Annotated in this window: 13 protein-coding genes; 8 read left to right on the plus strand and 5 right to left on the minus strand. The window is 34.4% G+C overall.

Annotated elements, in window-relative coordinates; genetic code table 11:
- The first annotated feature begins 19 nt into the window (after nt 1-19).
- From G3A47_RS10380 to G3A47_RS10390, 3 genes are all read left to right on the plus strand, one after another.
- The gene (locus G3A47_RS10380) at nt 20-559 is read left to right on the plus strand and encodes a plasmid pRiA4b ORF-3 family protein (RefSeq protein WP_166922094.1); all 540 of its coding nucleotides are present in this window, start codon (nt 20-22) and stop codon (nt 557-559) included.
- Between the two features lie 121 nt (nt 560-680).
- Nucleotides 681-1,040: a four helix bundle protein gene (locus tag G3A47_RS10385; RefSeq protein WP_166922095.1), complete on the plus strand. Its 360-nt coding sequence runs from the start codon at nt 681-683 to the stop codon at nt 1,038-1,040.
- A 46-nt stretch (nt 1,041-1,086) separates the two neighbouring features.
- The gene (locus G3A47_RS10390; protein ID WP_166922096.1) at nt 1,087-2,145 is read left to right on the plus strand and encodes a nucleoid-associated protein; all 1,059 of its coding nucleotides are present in this window, start codon (nt 1,087-1,089) and stop codon (nt 2,143-2,145) included.
- A gap of 165 nt (nt 2,146-2,310) precedes the next feature.
- Here the strand turns inward: G3A47_RS10390 and G3A47_RS10395 are convergent, their stop codons facing one another.
- Complete coding sequence (locus tag G3A47_RS10395) at nt 2,311-2,892, minus strand: TetR/AcrR family transcriptional regulator (RefSeq protein ID WP_166922097.1); 582 nt, start codon at nt 2,890-2,892, stop codon at nt 2,311-2,313.
- Nucleotides 2,893-2,965: 73 nt separating this feature from the next.
- Complete coding sequence (locus G3A47_RS10400) at nt 2,966-3,718, minus strand: SDR family oxidoreductase (protein ID WP_166922098.1); 753 nt, start codon at nt 3,716-3,718, stop codon at nt 2,966-2,968.
- 227 nt (nt 3,719-3,945) lie between these two features.
- Between G3A47_RS10400 and G3A47_RS10405 the strand changes: the two genes are divergently transcribed.
- Complete coding sequence (locus G3A47_RS10405) at nt 3,946-6,315, plus strand: GAF domain-containing protein (protein WP_166922099.1); 2,370 nt, start codon at nt 3,946-3,948, stop codon at nt 6,313-6,315.
- A 19-nt stretch (nt 6,316-6,334) separates the two neighbouring features.
- Here the strand turns inward: G3A47_RS10405 and G3A47_RS10410 are convergent, their stop codons facing one another.
- Nucleotides 6,335-7,513 (minus strand): Pycsar system effector family protein, encoded by a 1,179-nt coding sequence (locus G3A47_RS10410; RefSeq protein WP_166922100.1) that lies wholly within the window; start codon nt 7,511-7,513, stop codon nt 6,335-6,337.
- A gap of 26 nt (nt 7,514-7,539) precedes the next feature.
- Here G3A47_RS10410 and G3A47_RS10415 point away from each other — a divergent pair, with 26 nt between their 5' ends.
- Nucleotides 7,540-11,274: a metallophosphoesterase gene (locus G3A47_RS10415; protein ID WP_166922101.1), complete on the plus strand. Its 3,735-nt coding sequence runs from the start codon at nt 7,540-7,542 to the stop codon at nt 11,272-11,274.
- Nucleotides 11,275-11,667: 393 nt separating this feature from the next.
- Here the strand turns inward: G3A47_RS10415 and G3A47_RS10420 are convergent, their stop codons facing one another.
- Both G3A47_RS10420 and G3A47_RS10425 read right to left on the minus strand, forming a co-directional pair.
- Entirely contained in the window at nt 11,668-12,528 is an 861-nt protein-coding gene (locus G3A47_RS10420; RefSeq protein WP_166922102.1) for an SdiA-regulated/phytase-like domain-containing protein, read from the minus strand.
- A 150-nt stretch (nt 12,529-12,678) separates the two neighbouring features.
- Nucleotides 12,679-13,731: a hypothetical protein gene (locus G3A47_RS10425; protein ID WP_166922103.1), complete on the minus strand. Its 1,053-nt coding sequence runs from the start codon at nt 13,729-13,731 to the stop codon at nt 12,679-12,681.
- A 458-nt stretch (nt 13,732-14,189) separates the two neighbouring features.
- Between G3A47_RS10425 and G3A47_RS10430 the strand changes: the two genes are divergently transcribed.
- Genes G3A47_RS10430 through G3A47_RS10440 form a run of 3 tightly spaced genes read left to right on the plus strand, consistent with a single transcriptional unit; the run spans nt 14,190 to nt 18,302 of the window.
- On the plus strand, nt 14,190-15,101 hold the full coding sequence (locus G3A47_RS10430) for an ABC transporter ATP-binding protein (RefSeq protein ID WP_166922104.1): 912 nt from the start codon (nt 14,190-14,192) through the stop codon (nt 15,099-15,101).
- Between the two features lie 3 nt (nt 15,102-15,104).
- Entirely contained in the window at nt 15,105-15,941 is an 837-nt protein-coding gene (locus G3A47_RS10435; protein ID WP_166922105.1) for an ABC transporter permease, read from the plus strand.
- Between the two features lie 15 nt (nt 15,942-15,956).
- Nucleotides 15,957-18,302, plus strand: a complete 2,346-nt coding sequence (locus G3A47_RS10440; protein ID WP_166922106.1) for a T9SS type B sorting domain-containing protein — start codon at nt 15,957-15,959, stop codon at nt 18,300-18,302.
- Nucleotides 18,303-18,357: the final 55 nt, after the last annotated feature.

Here is an 18,357-nt window from a genome sequence, read left to right on the forward strand (position 1 = left end):
CTCAATAAATACAAAGATTATGGTTTATAAATTTAGAGTAATTCTAGACGCCGAAGAAGACATTTTTAGAGACATTGCAATTCTTGAAGACGATACCCTTGAGGATTTACACAATGCCATCTTCAACGCTTTTGGTTTTGACGGAATGGAAGTGGCTTCGTTTTATACCTGCGATGAAACTTGGAATCAGGAAGATGAAATCCCGCTTTTTGATACCGGAGACGTTCCCGGTGAACATAAAATCATGAGTGATTACCCATTATCTGATATCTTAGACAAAGAAAATACCAAAATTATCTATGTGTACGATTTTATCCACATGTGGACTTTCTTAGTTGAATTGGCTGCCATTGAAGAGCAATCTGTAGGAGTAACTTACCCGGAAACCTTATTCTCTCATGGAGAAATGCCGGACGAAGCCATAGAAAAAAACTTCGAAGCCGACATGCACGACGATATCTACGGAGAATTTGAAGACGACTTAGACGAAGATGATCTTGATATGTTTGAAGGAGACGACAGCTTTGAAGATTTCGGATTTGAGGAGAATTGGAATTAGTTTTTTGAAGGCACAAAGGTTCAAAGTGGCAAAGGTACAGAGGTTTTCTCTTAAAATCTTTCGATTTTAAAATGTAATCTTTTTATTGCTTTTACGTTTAATTAATTTTAAATGTAAAAATATGAATACTTTTAGAGACCTTTTAATCTGGCAAAAATCTATGAATTTGGTGACCGAAATTTATCGAGTGACCAATTTATTTCCCAAAGAAGAAATTTATGGACTAACTTCACAAATTAGAAGAAGTTCCATATCGATTCCAAGTAATATTGCTGAAGGTTATGGCAGAGAAGGAAATAATGACTATTTAAGGTTTTTAAATATTTCCATTTCATCATTATTTGAAATGCAGACACAACTTGAAATCTCATTCAATTTAAATTATATAAACGAGAATCAATTCACTAAAATAAATGGAGAAAGCAAGGAAATAGAACGAATGTTGAGTTCTTTTATCAGAAAAATAAAAGACCGAAACTAAACCTTTGTTCCTTTGAGCCTTTGCAACTCTGAACCTAAATAAAGAAATGATCAACTTATTCAACACCCACATCGAGTCGCTTTCGATACACCGCGTAGGAAACAAAAGCAGAAATGAAGCGATTTTTTTATCGGAACAACCATTTAATTTAAATGACGAAATTGTGCCTCTGATAAAAGAGTACTTTTTTAAGCCTTTTAGAGAAAAAGAGGAAAACTATTATCAGTTTGCGCACGAAGTAGATTTGGATTATAATGATATGTACAAATATGCTTCAGAGATTTTTGCTAATCCGGGCAATGTACAGGAGATTTCTAAAAAAATCACTACACATTTATTTGAGCAGTCCAATCATCCGCATATTAAAAACGGAGAGGTTTATGTAACCTATCTAACCAATTTAAGTATTGACAACAATGTAGTCGATGCCATTGGAATTTTTAAAAGCGAATTACAGGCTGACTTTTTACAATTTGAAGAAAAAGACAGCAACCTTGAGATGATCTTGCAACAAGGAATTAACCTGAGCAAATTAGACAAAGGATGTTTGATTTTTAATTTCAAAAAAGAAGAAGGATACAAAATCCTGACTGTAGACAGCAACCGTTATGATGCCCGTTACTGGTTAGAGCACTTTTTATCTGTTGACGCTTTTGAAGATGAAAACTTCATCACTAAGAAATACCTGAAATTCTGTCAAAACTTCGCGAAAGATGTTGTTTTACCGGCAGAAGACAAAAAAGAAGAAGTAATGTTTATGAACCGATCAGTGAATTATTTCGCTAAAAACGATCAGTTTGAAGAACAAAATTTCTTAAACGAAGTATTAGACAATCCAGACTTAATTCCTGAATTTAAAAACTATAAAGTTGATAAAGGAGAAAAATACAGCATCGAAGATGTAACCTCATTCCCTATTGCCAATTCAGCTGTTTCTGATGCCAGAAAATCGATTAAAAACGTAATTAATCTGGATACTCATATTCAGATTAAAATGGATTTTATCAACCCCGAAAGCGCAGAAAAATTTGTTGAAAAAGGCTGGGATGAAGAAAAACAAATGTATTACTATTTAGTTTACTTCAATAAAGAAGAAAAAAGCTAGTAGTCATTCATTTTCTATTACTTACTTAAGCAAAAAACGGCAACTACCCTTTGTAATTGCCGTTTTTTTTAATTGAAACAACTTTCAAAACAGAAAAAAGTCAACACGAATTTTCACGAATGTTATTTTTGCGACTTGTATCTTGGCTGTTTAATTAATTTAGTATCAAAACAAAGAAAACATTGCTTTGAGAATATCATCGTAAACTTGTTTGTCTTTTTCTCCAGCACGAGCCAACACCCTAATTCCTGTATAATTATTAAAGATAAAGCGAGCCAGTGTTCTGGCTTCCAACCGTGTTGAAATCTGTCCTGACTCTTGCCCTTTTTTAACCGCTGCCAAAAAGATTTCTTCGACCGTCTGCCTGTTATCAGTGACTATTTTTGCAATCTCATCATCGTGCATTGCAAGTTCAACTGCTGCATTTATTACAAAACAGCCCTTTGTCATTCGATCGTCTAAGCTTTCAATAACGGCTTGTTTGAAGATATCCGTCAATACAACTTTAATATCTTCTGATTCGTTTAAAAGCTCTCTCGTACTTTCCTGTCCATGTTTGAGGTATCTCTTTAAAGCCTTTGAAAAAAGTTTTTGTTTGTCTCCAAAAGTATCATACAAACTCGAACGGCTTAAGCCCAAATGCGTCACCAAATCCTGCGCCGAAGTACCATTATACCCTTTACACCAAAAAATTTCTATTGCCTTATCCAGAGCTTTATCCTCATCAAATTCTTTTGTTCTGGCCATGACTTCCTAATTAAATTCCATCGCAAAGATACAAAAAATTACGGAACGATTGTTCCGTAATTAGAGCAAAAAATTAAACCACAGTGTTTACGATAAGCCCACCATCTACTACGATTTCTGTCCCCGTAATAAACGAAGCGTCATCTGAGGCAAGAAAAGCAACTGTTTTTGCAATCTCTGAAGCTTTACCAAAACGTTTTAATAAAATCTTATCACTTAGAGCTGCTCCAAATCCGTCAATTTCTTCTTTTTCTAGTCCTAATTTTCCAAAAATAGGTGTTTCAATCGGACCGGGTGAAATGGCGTTTATTCTAATATTTCTTGGAGCCAATTCCGCTGCAAAAACACGATTTAAAGATAAGAGCGCTGCTTTACTTGCAGCATAGACTCCCGAATTTTGCATACCCACACTGGCGTTTATAGAAGTATTAAAGATTACGGAACCTCCGTCATTCAAAATCGGTAACAGTTTTTGAAGTGTGAAATAAACTCCTTTTACATTTACATCCATAATCGAGTCATAATGTCCTACTGATGCCGATTCTAAAGGTGCAAAAGCAGCAATTCCCGCATTCAGAAATACAATATCGACTTTGTCAAATTTTGCTGAAACTTCAGTTACCAAATTATCGATTGATTCCAAATCCGACTGATCGGCTACAATTCCGGTCACATTCAATTCTTCCTCAGCTTTTGCTAACGTTTCTTTGTCTCTTCCGGTAACAATTACACTTGCCCCTCTTTCAGCAAATTCAGCAGCAGTTGCATACCCGATTCCACTATTTCCGCCTGTTACAACGGCTACTTTCTTTTCTAAATTTTTCATTTTATTAATTTTTATAGTATTGATTACTTGATTATTGTGAGACAAAGATATAATTACGGAACGATCGTTCCGTAATTATTTTAGTTAAAAATTTGTTAAAAATAAAAAATCAACAATGGTGCTATTCCACTAACAAAGAAATCTATGAGGCCATAAACGAAACAAATACTAAAAATGATAAACATCATTAATTTATGCTTAAATTTACGTTTCAAAAACAAATAAAGATGGGTAATCCTTTATACGACGAAAGTCCTTTCAAAACCATAATCTCCTTTCACAGGCTAATTGAATCTTTTGAGGAAATTGCTTTGTCTGATGTTGATTATCGCTCTAACTATGCCAAAGCTATACTAAAAGAAATAGCAACTGTACCAGAGTTTAGAAACGGAATTGAAGATTTTAGCATCATTAAGCAAAAAGAGACCTTAATCAAAAATATGTTTGCTGATCTGTTCCCTACTGCTTTAACAAACAATGAAATAAAAGCAATTACAATTCCTTTTCAAAATATCACTTTCAACTACACAGAGCGCTTCAAAAAGATTTTGCGAAATGCCGGTGATGAATTTAATGTCGAAATCCGTGATTTTGACAATCATCAATTCTATATAAACAACTGTTGTTTGATTCTGGGTTGTCACTACCATCAAAATATTGATTTTAACAGACCTTTTTTCTATGACATTCCTGATGAAAACGGTGTCGAAAAACACTATCGTCTTTTGTACAATGCCGATTTTATGGAAATCACCCCTAATGAAAATGCATTACCGCTTACACAAGATGATATCGATTTGTTAATCGATAACTACAATGACATTGAACTTTGGAAATCAAAATTTCCTCCCGGAAGCTGGACTTTAAAAGGTTTCGGAATTGTTTCATTATTTGATGCCACTACAGAAAGTGCGATCTCCAATTTAAAAAGCAATTTACTAAAACCCGATACCCAAAACGTTGCTACCAATGATGTGATTGCAGGTATTTTTAGATCTATTTTCAAAATTCCGGATCTTGAAGTTGGTTTTATCATTTATAATCCGGAAGATGAAAAATTTATCAGACCTATAAAATACGAAAGTCAGATGCAAAGTTTTTTACTTTCATCGACTCAGGAACTGGATTGTAAAAATGCATTTTTTGGTTGTACTTTTGAAAATCTGTTAACCAACAAAGAGCCTCTTGTTATCTCTAACGTTCAAAAATTTATCGGAGCATCAGAAAATAAAAAACTGGGCGAACATTTGTTAAAACAAAATATCCAGAGCTGCGTTTTTGCTCCGGTCATAAAAGATGGGCATTTACTAGGCGTTGTTGAGCTAGTTTCTAAACAACCAAGAGCACTAAATAGCATAAACGCTACTAAACTCGAATTGGTATTGCCGTATTTAACCGATACAATTGATCGTTATAATACCGATATGCAACATCAGGTTGAAGCGATCATTCAAAGAGAATATACTACGATTCATCCTAGTGTGTACTGGAAATTTAAAAAAGAGTCGCAAAATTATTTCCAAAACACCAATCCGACCAAAGATTATATTTTTAAGGAAATTGTCTTTAAAAATGTTTTCCCATTATACGGACAAATTGATATTAAAGGCTCATCAGAACACCGAAACGAAACCGTAAAAAAAGATTTAAAAAATCAACTTACTACGATTTTGGAAATTTTCGAAAACCAAAAGCCAAACACCAATCTGATGCTTTTGGAACAGCGAAAATTTGAATTAGAATCGCTTCGCGACGAACTGGACCAGCCTTTAAAAGCAGATACAGAACAACACATTCAGCGTTACATTGAGGAAGAAATTCATCCTATACTAAAAAACACAAAAAACACCGATAAAAGTCAAAAACTGGAAGAATTGTATTTTTCAAGTCTGGACGAAAAAACAGGGATGTTTTACCACGAAAGAAAGAAATTTGATAATGCAATGTCTATTATCAATAAAAAACTAGCTTCGGTTCTGGATAAAAAACAATTGGAAGCACAACAAATATATCCGCACTATTACGAACGTTTTAAAACGGATGGTGTTGAACATAACTTATACATAGGAGCTTCAATTGCCCCAACAAAACCTTTTGATATTATGTATCTGCATAACCTTCGCTTATGGCAACTGCAGACTTTATGCGAAATGGAAATGGAGCATCATCAACTGAAAGAATCTCTACCGTATGAATTGGACGTAACTTCACTGATTTTGGTATTCAGCGCGGCACTTTCTATTCGTTTCAGAATGGATGAAAAACGTTTTGATGTTGACGGAACTTACAATGCCCGATATGAAGTAGTTAAAAAACGTATCGATAAAGCCAACATCAAAGGCACAAACGAACGTATTACTGAAAAAGAAAAAATTACCATTGTCTACTCTCAAAACAGCGAAGAAGCAGAATACCTAAAATATATTAAATACCTACAACACAAAAAGATACTTGAACCTTCCATCGAACAATTTGAAGTTGACGATTTACAGGGGGTTTCCGGTTTGAAGGCGATTCGTGTAAAAGTAATTAACAACACTGTAAATACAAACGCCAAAAAAATCACTTATCAAGATTTATTAGATGAGCTCAACTAAAATTAGTTGAGCTTTTTGTTTAAAGATTTTTAAACGCAACTACAAATGCAATAACTGTAATAATAATTCCGAACATAAAAAAATTGTAAGCAATTCTAAGTAAATTATACTTACGTTGCAAAACCAATCCGAGATAGTACAAATCCTTAATCATGGTCGAGTACAAATAATCCCGGTCCTTCATCATTTCATTCATCGCCCAGTTGTAATCTTCGAGAGGCATTTTGTAAAAATTTCCAAAAAACATCAAATTTACTTTTTTTGCTTCTACATCATCACGTGTAAAAACCCCTGAGGTTACTTTTGGTCGTGTGGATAGAATTGCAAAAATTATGGTGACTACACTTGATATCAACATAACAAAAGTAGGAACCACTAAGTGTACATTTTTTGGACTGTCTAATTTTGGAATAATAGTCGAAAGTGCAATCGAAATAATAATAGCATTTACTGACAATAAAATATTGGCTTTACTGTCTGCAATACCGCTTAAACGGGTATGATTTCCTAAGGTAACACGAAACAGTGTGTCGATCCCACGATCCGGTTTTTCAACTTTATCTCTCTTTTTCTCCTCGTCTTCCAGCTCTTTTGCTTTTTTCAGTTCATGTTTATTGAGTCTTTTTTGCACCAGTGCAATATTTTTCTCTTTTAAAGGCTGCCATTTTTTTATGGCATAATCGGTATAAAAGCGATGTTTGTTCAGTAAAAAATTCAGATTTTCTCTTGCCCAATCCAAATCAGAAAAAGAAATATTTAAACTGTTTTTTAATTCCAAACGTAATAATTCGCAAGTCGATTCATATTCTAAACTGGTAATATGAATATAATCTGCATCTTTAATTATCTTTTCTAATTCAGTTTGTGGTACATACTCTTTTACCGTTGTCAAAATCAATTTAGAAACCTCCGCTATAAATGCATCAGACTGCCCTTTCTCTTTTAAAAATGCCGTGGCTATCTTTACACTCTCATTTTCATGCTTTTCAGGTCCGTTTACATAACCGGTATCATGAAACCATGCCGCCACCAAAAGTAATTCTTTCTCTGCCTCATCCACATTTTCCTTAACACAAAGCTTATTGATAGCACTTATAACATTAATAGTATGATTAATATTATGATAAGAATATAAATTAGAAAGTTTATCTTTGAGTAATTTACTAACAAAATCTTCGGACTGCTCTACTAGATTCATAAAGAAAAATTTAATACCACGAAATTATGAAATTGTTTTCGGATAATGCTTTTATTGCTATAATTAAAAATTATTCAGCAATCATAACTTTACTGCTTTTACTAAATTCCTGTGCAACTCATAAACCACAATACGGGAAAAATGTAAGTGCCGTTAAAGACGAGAACGCAACTGATACCTTAAAAATTGCGCATACTTTTTATTTAGTTGGAGATGCTGGAAATGCAGATCAGACACAAGCAAAACAAACATTGGAATTATTACATGAGAAACTAAAAAATTCAAGTGAAAAAGCCACTTTACTTTTCTTAGGCGATAATATTTATCCAAAAGGTTTTCCTTCTAAAGACAATCCGACTGAGAAAGCTTTAGCCGAAACAAAACTTACCAATCAATTAAAAATAACTGAAGGATTTAAAGGAAAAACAATCGTTATTCCGGGAAATCATGATTGGTACAGCGGTATCAAAGGACTGGAAAGACAAGCTGCTTTTGTAACCAACTATCTCAATGATAAAAAAGCATTCTTACCCAGAAAAAGCTGCGCTATTGAAGACTATAAAATTGACAATGCCACCACTTTGATAGCTATTGACAGTGAATGGTTTTTGGAAGATTGGGACAACCACCCCACTATAAATGACAATTGTGAGATCAAAACCAGAGAAGCTTTTTTTGATGAACTGGAAAGCCTCCTCAATAAAAATCAGGAGAAAACGGTAATTATAGCACTTCACCATCCTTTAATGAGTAACGGATCACATGGAGGGCAATTTTCATTAGAAAAACAATTATTTCCTTTAGAACAGAAAATCCCGCTTCCTATTATAGGTTCTTTTATAAATTTATTACGTCAAACCTCCGGTATAAGCCCTCAGGATATTCAAAATAAAGAATATACAACTTATACCAAGCGAATCAAGACCCTTTTACAAATGCAAAAAAATGTAATTGTAGTTTCGGGACACGATCATAATCTACAATATGTTAATAAAGAAAACATCAAACAGATCATCAGCGGAGCAGGTTCAAAATCAGAAGCAGCAAGAGCAATTAATGCAAATGATTTTTCGTATGGAGGCAATGGTTATGCTGTGCTGACTTTATTTAAAAGTGGTGATGCTAAAGTGGCCTTTTTTGCCAATGAAAACAATACAGAAAAAAAGCTTTTTGAACATGAAATTATAAAGGCTAAGGAATTTAATTGGGGGGCAGATACGCCGAATACTTTTCCGCCAACCGTTACCACTTCCATTTACACGAAAGAAATGACACAAAAGAGTTTGGTTCATTCCTTTTTATTCGGGAAGCATTACAGAAAATATTACAGCCTGCCCATTGAAGCTAAAACAGCCACATTGGACACTCTTATGGGAGGTTTGAAACCTATCCGAGAGGGCGGTGGACATCAATCTATTTCTTTACGAATGTCTGACTCTAAAGGAAGGGAATATGTCATGCGCGCCATGAAAAAAAGCGCTACACAGTTTTTACAAGCTGTTGCGTTTAAAGATCAGTATATTGTAAATGATTTTCAGGATACTTATGCTGAAAATTTCTTATTGGATTTTTATACAACCTCTCACCCATACACCCCTTTTGTCGTTGGTGATATGGCCGATAAATTAGGCTTGTCTCATACAAATCCGGTGCTGTATTACATTCCGAAACAAAACACTTTAAAAGAATACAATTCTAATTTTGGAGATGCTTTGTACATGGTAGAAGAACGACCTTCGAGCAACCATTTAGACGCCAAAAATTTTGGCAATCCGAGCGACATTATCAGTACTACCGATATGATGCTGAATCTTCATAAAGATGAAAAATACAGCGTTGACGAAAACGAATATATAAAAGCTCGTTTGTTTGATATGCTTATTGGTGATTGGGACCGTCATAATGATCAATGGCGTTGGGGAGAATATAAAAAAGATGGTAAGGTAATCTATAAACCAATTCCGCGCGATCGCGATCAGGCTTTTACAAAATATGACGGAACCTTACTTTCTCTTTTAATGAACATTCCGGCACTTCGCCATATGCGTAGTTTTAAGGACAAAATCGATAATGTGAAATGGTTCAACAGAGAACCTTACCCGCTTGATTTGGCATTTCTAAAAACTTCAGACGAAAAAGACTGGTTAGCTCAGGCCCGATTTATTCAGGAAAACTTAACTGACAGCGATATTGATCATGCGTTTAAAGGACTGCCAAAGGAAGTTCAGGATAAAACCATCGAAGACATAAAAGCGAAACTGAAAAACAGAAAAAAAGAGCTTCAACAATATGCCTCCACTTATTTTAATGTTTTGAGTCATACCGTAATGATTGCCGGAACAGACAAAAAAGACAAATTTGTGATCAATCACAAGGCTAAAAAAAGCATCGAAATCCAGGTTTACAGAGCTAAAAAAGAAGGCGATGAATTAATTTACACCAAAAACATCACCGACGACAAAACTAAAAATTTATGGATATATGGTTTAGATGACAGTGATACTTTTCAGGTAACCGGAAAATACAAATCAAATATAAAGATTCGTTTAATTGGAGGTCAAAACGATGATATTTACAATATTGAAAATGGAAAACGGGTGATCGTATATGATTTTAAATCAAAACAAAACACCTATAATCTGGATTCTAAAACGCAAACACAACTAACAGATGATTACGATGTAAACTCATATAATTACGAAAAACCCAAATACAATTCAGTTTCAGGGCTTCCTAACATTGGTTACAACCCGGACGACGGGGTAAAACTAGGTTTCAATATAAACTATACCGTTAACAACTTCAAACAAAATCCTTATACGCAAAAACACAATTTAAACGGCTTTTATTATTTTGCTACCGGAGGTCTTGAGTTTACTTACGATGCGCATTTTCCCGGATTATTAGGAAAATGGGTTATTGATGTCGAATCAAAATACACCACACCCAATTTTGCCATCAACTATTTTGGTTACGGAAATGAATCCGAAAATAAAGATCAGGAATTTGACATGGATTATAACAGAGTTCGTATTCAGCAATTTAAAGTTGCCGGAGCCATCAGACATGTCGGGCGTTACGGAAGTGAATTTAGTTTCAAACCCTTTTTAGAACAAATGAAAGTGGAAGAAACCAACAACCGATTCATAAATGTCCCAAACAGTATCAATCCGGATGTTTTTAACAGCAACCTTTTTGGAGGAGTAAAAGTAAAATACAGTTTTAGAAATTCTGACTTTAAAGCAAAACCAACTCTAGGAATGGCTTTTGCCATCGAAGCTAGTTGGACTACCAATTTAGACGATACCAAGCAAAACTTCCCTTCATTGGAAAGTACTTTAGGTTTTACACACAAAATTGACAAAAACGGAAAACTTATTTTAGCAACTTACCTCAAAGGAAAAGCAATTTTTAATGATAATTATGAGTTTTACCAAGGAGCGACATTAGGAGGTGATAAAGATTTACGCGGCTATAGAAACGAACGCTTTCTAGGTAATTCTTACTTTTCTCAAAGTAGTGATTTAAGACTTTCACTCGGCAAAATTCAACGCACCATTGTACCCCTAACCTACGGAATTTTGGCAGGTTTTGATTATGGCAGAATTTGGCTTGAGGGAGAAAATTCCAGAAAATGGCATCAGGATTATGGTGGCGGACTTTGGATAAATGCAGTAAACACAATCACAGCCCGAATTTCTTATTTCAAATCACCAGACGAAGTTGGTCGTGTAATTTTTGGGGCCGCTTATAGTTTTTAGAGAGGTTCAAAGAGACAAAGGTTCAGAGGTACAAAGTTTTTTTTTAGTGAGATGCAAAATGGTAATTGCCATTTTACATCTCACTTTTGAGTTTTAACGACACATACTTTGCTTTACACACAACCTATAACTGGTAGAAAATATACTTATAACTCGTTAGTGTAATTCGAAAAAAAATATTTAACACATAGAAACATAGATTTCTCTGGCTTAAAAAAAGAATATAAAAAAGAAACTCGTTTCTATCACATAGCCAAACTAAGTGTATTTAAACAAGTAAAACGCCTTTTACCGTTCGCAAAACTATGTTTCTATGTGTTAAAAACAAACACCGATACATTTTACATTTCACAACCCACATCTCACATCTCACATCTCACAACAAACACCTCCCTACTTCAATTTAAACTCATAAACCTTACCTCCTACTTTATTCGTTTTTTCGTCGGCGATAAGTAAGGTGGTATTGTCTTTAAAAACAATAGCTTCTTTTTGTGAAAAATGATTCAGCTTTATTTCAGTCTGAGTGCCTTTATGGAACAAATCTCCTTTGAAACCTTTGAACAAAACAATTTTATCATGACTTAACAAAACTACTTTTTTCCCGTTAGGACTAATGGTAGCACTTGTTAAAACACAATGATTGTAGTTGTCACACGTTTTAAACTCACCAATTTTAGTCGCTTTTTGAGTTCCGGGAGCATTCGGAATTTTATAGATAAAAGCAGTCCCGTCAAACCCCTTGCTTCTGTTTTTGGTGAATAGATAAAAATTGTTCTGATATTCAAAAAAACCTTCAACATCAAAAAACATTTCTTTTTTCTTTGGTGGAAACGCTTTTTGTTCAGGATATGAAAAGGAAATTTTATATTCTGAAACAGCATTATCTTTATTCAATTCGTTTTTAGCCACTTTATAAATACACAAATCTTTGCGTGCATTATCATTGTTCCCAAAATCTCCAATATAGATATTTCCTGTCTGATCTTTTGTAATGTCTTCCCAATCTACATTTGTTGCATTTGTAATGGTAATGGTTTTGTTTATTTTTCCATCCGTATTTAATGCATAAATTTCATTGGCATTCCCACTGTCTTCTAAAGTATAAATCAAATTAGATTTAGGAAAATAGGTAATTCCGGAAACTTCTTTTAGCTTTTTCGGAAGTGAAAAAAGTGTTTTTAAATCATTGTCTGACTGTTGTTGACAAGCTAATAAAACAATAGAAACGGTAAACAGAAATAACTTTTTCATAAGAATATATTTTTTAAATTATTTTGCTACAGATTAATGGATTAAAAAGATTAAGAATCAAACAAAAAATCCATAAAATCTGTGCAATCTGTGGTACAAACCCTTTGCGAACCTCGCGTAAATCTTTGTGCCCTTTGCGGTTAAAAACCTTTAAACTAAATTAGTATTTTTAAAATTACGTGTAATAAACTCAAAAGCAGCAAACATAATATGCCCCATCGACTTGGCATTTTTAAATTTCATATCATTGGTATAACGATACAATTCCATTTTTAGTTGATTCAGATGTTCTTCTGTCGAAATCCTGTCATGACACATAATATTCAACAACTTTTTGATCCTGTTTTCAGCAGAGTGAATACGTTTTGCCAGAATAGCTCTCTCTTCATCTTTATATTGAAGAATCGAACGTTCTTCGAGCTTCTCTTTAATCAATTGAATCATCGGATAGTTTTCCTTAAAAAACTGAGGACGATAAACTTTAAAATTCCCTTCATAACATTGCTGATCAAAATCTATGGGACGAATTTTATAAACGACCTGATCAAAATCATGAATCGGCACAATTACATAATTATACGCCCGCATATCCCCCAAAAGCCTAATCATACAGCGTTCATTAAACTTTACAAACTCTTTTGCTATTTGGGATTTTTCCATCTCTGTACAATTAGGCAACAAAGTTTCCATAAAAACATCACCCGGAATCCCGATAATATGCTCTTCGATTAAAGTATCTTTATAAACCAAAAAGTTGATTTTATCCGGCGAAAGGATATCCTCTAATTCCAGTCCGTAAATTCTGGAAGCATCTGCTTTTTTAATGTAAAAATGAACGTAGTTGTCATTGAGAATGTTTCGGACTTTTATCCGGAATGGTTTCGAATTTCCGAATGTGCAATAATCAATGGCGTCAATATTCAAAAACTGAATGATCTCGTTATTACCATCAGAATGCAAAAGAGAATAGATTTTCTTTAAATTTAAATCGATTTCATTTCTTTCAAATTCACTGTAATACACCCGAATCCATAAGGTGTCTGTTTCATATTTATCATAGACATTTACAGAACCGGAAAATCGCAATAAGTCATCATAGAACACGGACACTTTCGAGATTCTATCGTATCGTCCCAGGTAACTTAAAAGAGATGGTAATAAAGGATAAGACGGTTTTTTCAAAACCATTAAAGGCTCACTCATTTTGAATATCTTTAATACAAATTTACAGTAAATTACTCCATTGAGGGCTAATTATTTTTTAACACATAACCTACAAAGTTTCTCTCGCAGATTTAGCAGATTTGTTCAGATTGTATTATTGGACCCTAAAACAAAAAGCAGTGTATTCTGCTACCTGAGCGATAACAAACTGGCGGAGCAAATCTGCCTGAGAAAATACTTGGTACGGATAAAAAAACATAAATTAAAAAACAAAAAAAAGGGTATTCCACTTATTTAAACAAACATAGCTTGACTATGTGATAGAAACGAATTTCTCTTTTAAATTCTTTTTCATAAATAAAAGCTATGTTTCTATGTGTTAGGCATAATTTCACGAAATACATTCGACAGATATAAAATTATAATCTTAATTTTAAAATCTGACGTAACAATAAGAAGCTTGAATCGTCATACTACAAACTAAAACTGAAATAACTTTGGAAACCATCCTTACTATCGAAAATCTTCACAAAAGATACGGGCGTATTCAAGCCTTGAAAAATGTATCTTTTGAAATACAAAAAGGCCGTGTTTATGGCATACTGGGTCCCAACGGAAGTGGCAAATCTACCACTCTGGGTATTGTACTGAATGTTGTAAACCGAACATCAGGTAATTACAGCTGGTTTAATGGACAAATGCAAACACACGATGCTTTAAAAAAAGTAGGTGCTATTATAGAAAGACCTAACTTTTATCCTTATATGACGGCAGAAGAAAACCTGAAATTGGTTTGCAAAATAAAAAACATTGACTATTCTAAAATTAATGAAAAACTGGATCTGGTAGGTCTGTCAGAAAGAAAAGACAGCAGATTCAGCACTTTTTCTTTGGGTATGAAACAGCGTCTGGCTATCGCATCGGCCTTGTTAAACGATCCTGAAATTTTAATTTTAGATGAACCAACGAATGGTTTAGACCCGCAGGGAATTCACCAGATTCGTGATATTATTCGCAAAATTGCTTCACAGGGAACCACTATTTTACTGGCCTCCCATTTATTAGACGAAGTTGAAAAAGTGTGTTCGCATGTAATCGTCCTGAGAAAAGGAGAAATCTTATACTCCGGCTCTGTTGACGCCATGTCTGCCAATGAAGGTTTCTTCGAGCTTCAGGCCAATGATAACCAAGCCCTGAAAAATGCCCTAAGTGAACATCCAGCTGTAGACCACCTCACAGAAGAAGAAGGAAAAATTTTGGTGTACCTAAAATCCGATTTATCAGCCTCTGAACTGAATTTGTATTTATTCTCTAAAAACATTGCATTAAGCCATCTGGTAAAACGCAAAAACAGTTTAGAAGCACAGTTCTTAGAATTAACCAAAAATGCCACCCCACAAAAAAACTAAACCATGAAAAGACTTATCTCTATAGAATTACAAAAAATCTGGAAAAACAAAGCCAGTCGAGTCCTTACATTAACCTATTTTATTTTGCTTTCGTTTATAGCCCTAATTGCTTCGATCAAATTTAATTTAGGCGTTTTCCAATTTCACTTAGCAGAAATGGGAATTTTCAATTTCCCTTTTATTTGGCATTTTAACACTTATGTTGCCGCTATACTGAAGTTTTTCCTTGCCATTGTTATTGTTTCTATGATGGCCAATGAATATAGTTATGGAACCTTAAAACAAAATCTTATCGATGGTTTAAGCAAAAAAGAATTTGTATTATCTAAATTCTTAACTGTTGTTGTTTTTGCACTCTGCTCCACCATTTTTGTTTTCATCATGAGCTTAATTTTGGGACTGTGTTTTTCTTCCTACAACGAGTTCGGAATTATTTTCACCGATCTGGATTATCTTTTGGCCTTTTTTGTCAAACTAACTGGTTTCTTTTCCTTCTGTTTATTTTTAGGGATCTTGGTAAAACGATCTGCATTTGCGTTAGGATTTCTTTTTGTTTGGAGCATCGCAGAAGGTATTATTAAAGGAGTTTTGGCTTTTCAAATTTTCCCTAACAGTAAAATTAGTGATTACATCATGCAATTTTTCCCTTTAGAAGCAATGTCAAATCTAATCATTGAACCTTTTTCAAGACTAAACGTAGTAAAAACTATTGGATCACAAATAGGGGTTGAAAATACCAAAGATTATGGCGTAAACTACCTTCCAATATTGATTGTTTTAATTTGGACATTTATATTTATCTATTCGTCTTACAAATTATTAAAAAATAGAGATTTGTAGTATATTTGTTATGCTATGAACTTTCTAAAACCCATTTTATTGGTCCTCTTTAGTATTTGCGCATCTACAAAAGTAAATGCGCAAATAACTATTGACGATCAAAAATCACCAAAATTTCTCATTGAAGATGTTTTAGTTACCAGTTCTTGCGCTGCTGCTTCAAACGCAACAGGTTTGGGAGATACTTTTAGACCCGGCGGAAGACAAAGTTTTGCCTACTTTAACAGAAATGGAAGCAATTTCCCTTTTGAACAAGGAATTGTACTCGCAACATCTACAAGCCAGAGTGCCATTGGCCCGTTTGTCAGCGAGCTTGTAAGCACCGACAGCGACAGTTGGAAAGGTGATACTGATCTCGACCAAACATTGGGCATTAAATCAATAAATGCAACCGTATTGGAATTTGATTTTGTTGCTACCGCCAATTCATTGAGTTTTAATTATATTTTTGCCTCAAATGAATACCAGTATAACTACCCCTGCGACTATTCCGACGGATTTGCGTTTTTAATTAAAGAAGCCGGAACAGCTGACCCTTACACCAATTTAGCGGTCCTACCCAAAACTACTACTCCTGTTTCTTCTGTAAACATACGTCCACAAATTGCACCGGGAACAAGACCAGGCGGAATTTCGTACACCGGTTGCCCCGCTTCAAACCTAAACTATTTTAATGGCTTAAATAACAATACCAGTCCGGTAAATTATGCAGGACAAACTGTGGTCATGACTGCGCAATCATCCGTAATCTCAGGAAAAACCTATCATGTAAAACTTGTAATCGCCGACGATCAAAATAGAAATTTAGAGTCGGCCATTTTTCTGGAAGCCGGAAGTTTTCTTTCTAAGATTGATTTAGGCCAAGATCGCACGCTTACAGACAATAACCCTGCTTGTTTTGGTGAAAAGGTACTCTTAGACTCCAAACTGGACATCGCCGATTACAACTTTAAATGGTTTAAAAAAGAGGATCCTACCACTATTTTAGGTACAAATTCAACCTTTGAAGTAACAACTGCCGGAACTTATAAAATTGAAGCTGAACTAAAAGCTACAGCATGTAAATCCTATGGAGAAATCAAAATTGATTATGCTCCCGAAATACTTTCAACAAATACTTCTTTTTTACAATGTGATGATGATACCGATGGTTTTTCAATCTTTAATTTGACTAAAGTAGATAATATCATAAAAAACAACATTTCAACCAATACAAACAATGGATATTACGAATTCTTAGCCGATGCGCAAGCCAAAACGAACCCCATTGCAAATCCGCAGAAATACACCAATAAAAGTGCTAATCAGGTCGTTTTTGCCCGAATTGAAAATCAATACAACTGTTATAAAATTGCTGAAGTCACTTTGCAAATTGCCACTACAACTATTCCCAATCAAAACCCTATAAAAATATGTGACTATGATGGTACTCCTGATGGATTCTATCAATTCGATCTCAAAGCACAAGTCACACCACAACTTACCGCAGGACTACCAAGCGGACTAGACGCAAACTATTACCTTACTGCTAACGATGCTGTACTGGAAGAAAATGCAGTACCGAATATTTTCAAAAATACGACCGCTTATTCACAAACCATTTACGCAAGAGTTCTCAACGGAGCTGATTGTTACGACATTACCCCAATTAACCTTGTTATAAATGTTTTCGACCCGCTAAATTTTGAAGATGAAACTGTCCCTTTATGCAAAGGAAAGCAAACTGATTTAACAGTAGATCCGGGCTTTGACAGTTACACCTGGTCAACAGGCCCAGGAGATACAAGTAACAAAATCACAGTTTCTAACCCCGGAGATTATACCGTAAAAGTGACTGATATAAACAGTTGCGAAAAAACTAAAAAATTCAAAGTAATTTTATCCGAACCTGCTGTTATTACTGATGTTGTTATCAAAGATTTTTCAGGAAATGACAATTCTGTTTTGATAAAATATACCGGAGCCGGAAATTATGAATTCACATTAGACGGAATAAATTTTCAAGACAACCCTTTATTCACCGGAATAAGACCCGGAATTTATCATGCAATTGCCATCGACAAAAACGGCTGTGGACCTTCAAATTCGTTTCTGTTATACGTTTTAGATTACCCACGCTTTTTTACTCCAAATGGAGATGGCGCCAATGATTTATGGACAATCAAAAACCTAGATCAACTTCCCGACTATACCCTTTCTATTTTTGACCGCTACGGGAAATTATTAAAACAAATGAATCAAAACAGCTCCGGATGGACAGGCCAATTCAACGGTCAACCCCTACCTTCTGACGATTATTGGTTTAGTTTAATTTTTGTGAATGGTAAAAACATTAAGGGGCATTTTAGTTTAAAAAGATAACTTAAATAAATTCCAAATACCAATTTGTCATCCTGAGCAAAGTCGAAGGACAAAT

Origin of the sequence: Flavobacterium poyangense (assembly GCF_011751075.1) — a bacterium.
GTDB lineage: Bacteria > Bacteroidota > Bacteroidia > Flavobacteriales > Flavobacteriaceae > Flavobacterium > Flavobacterium poyangense.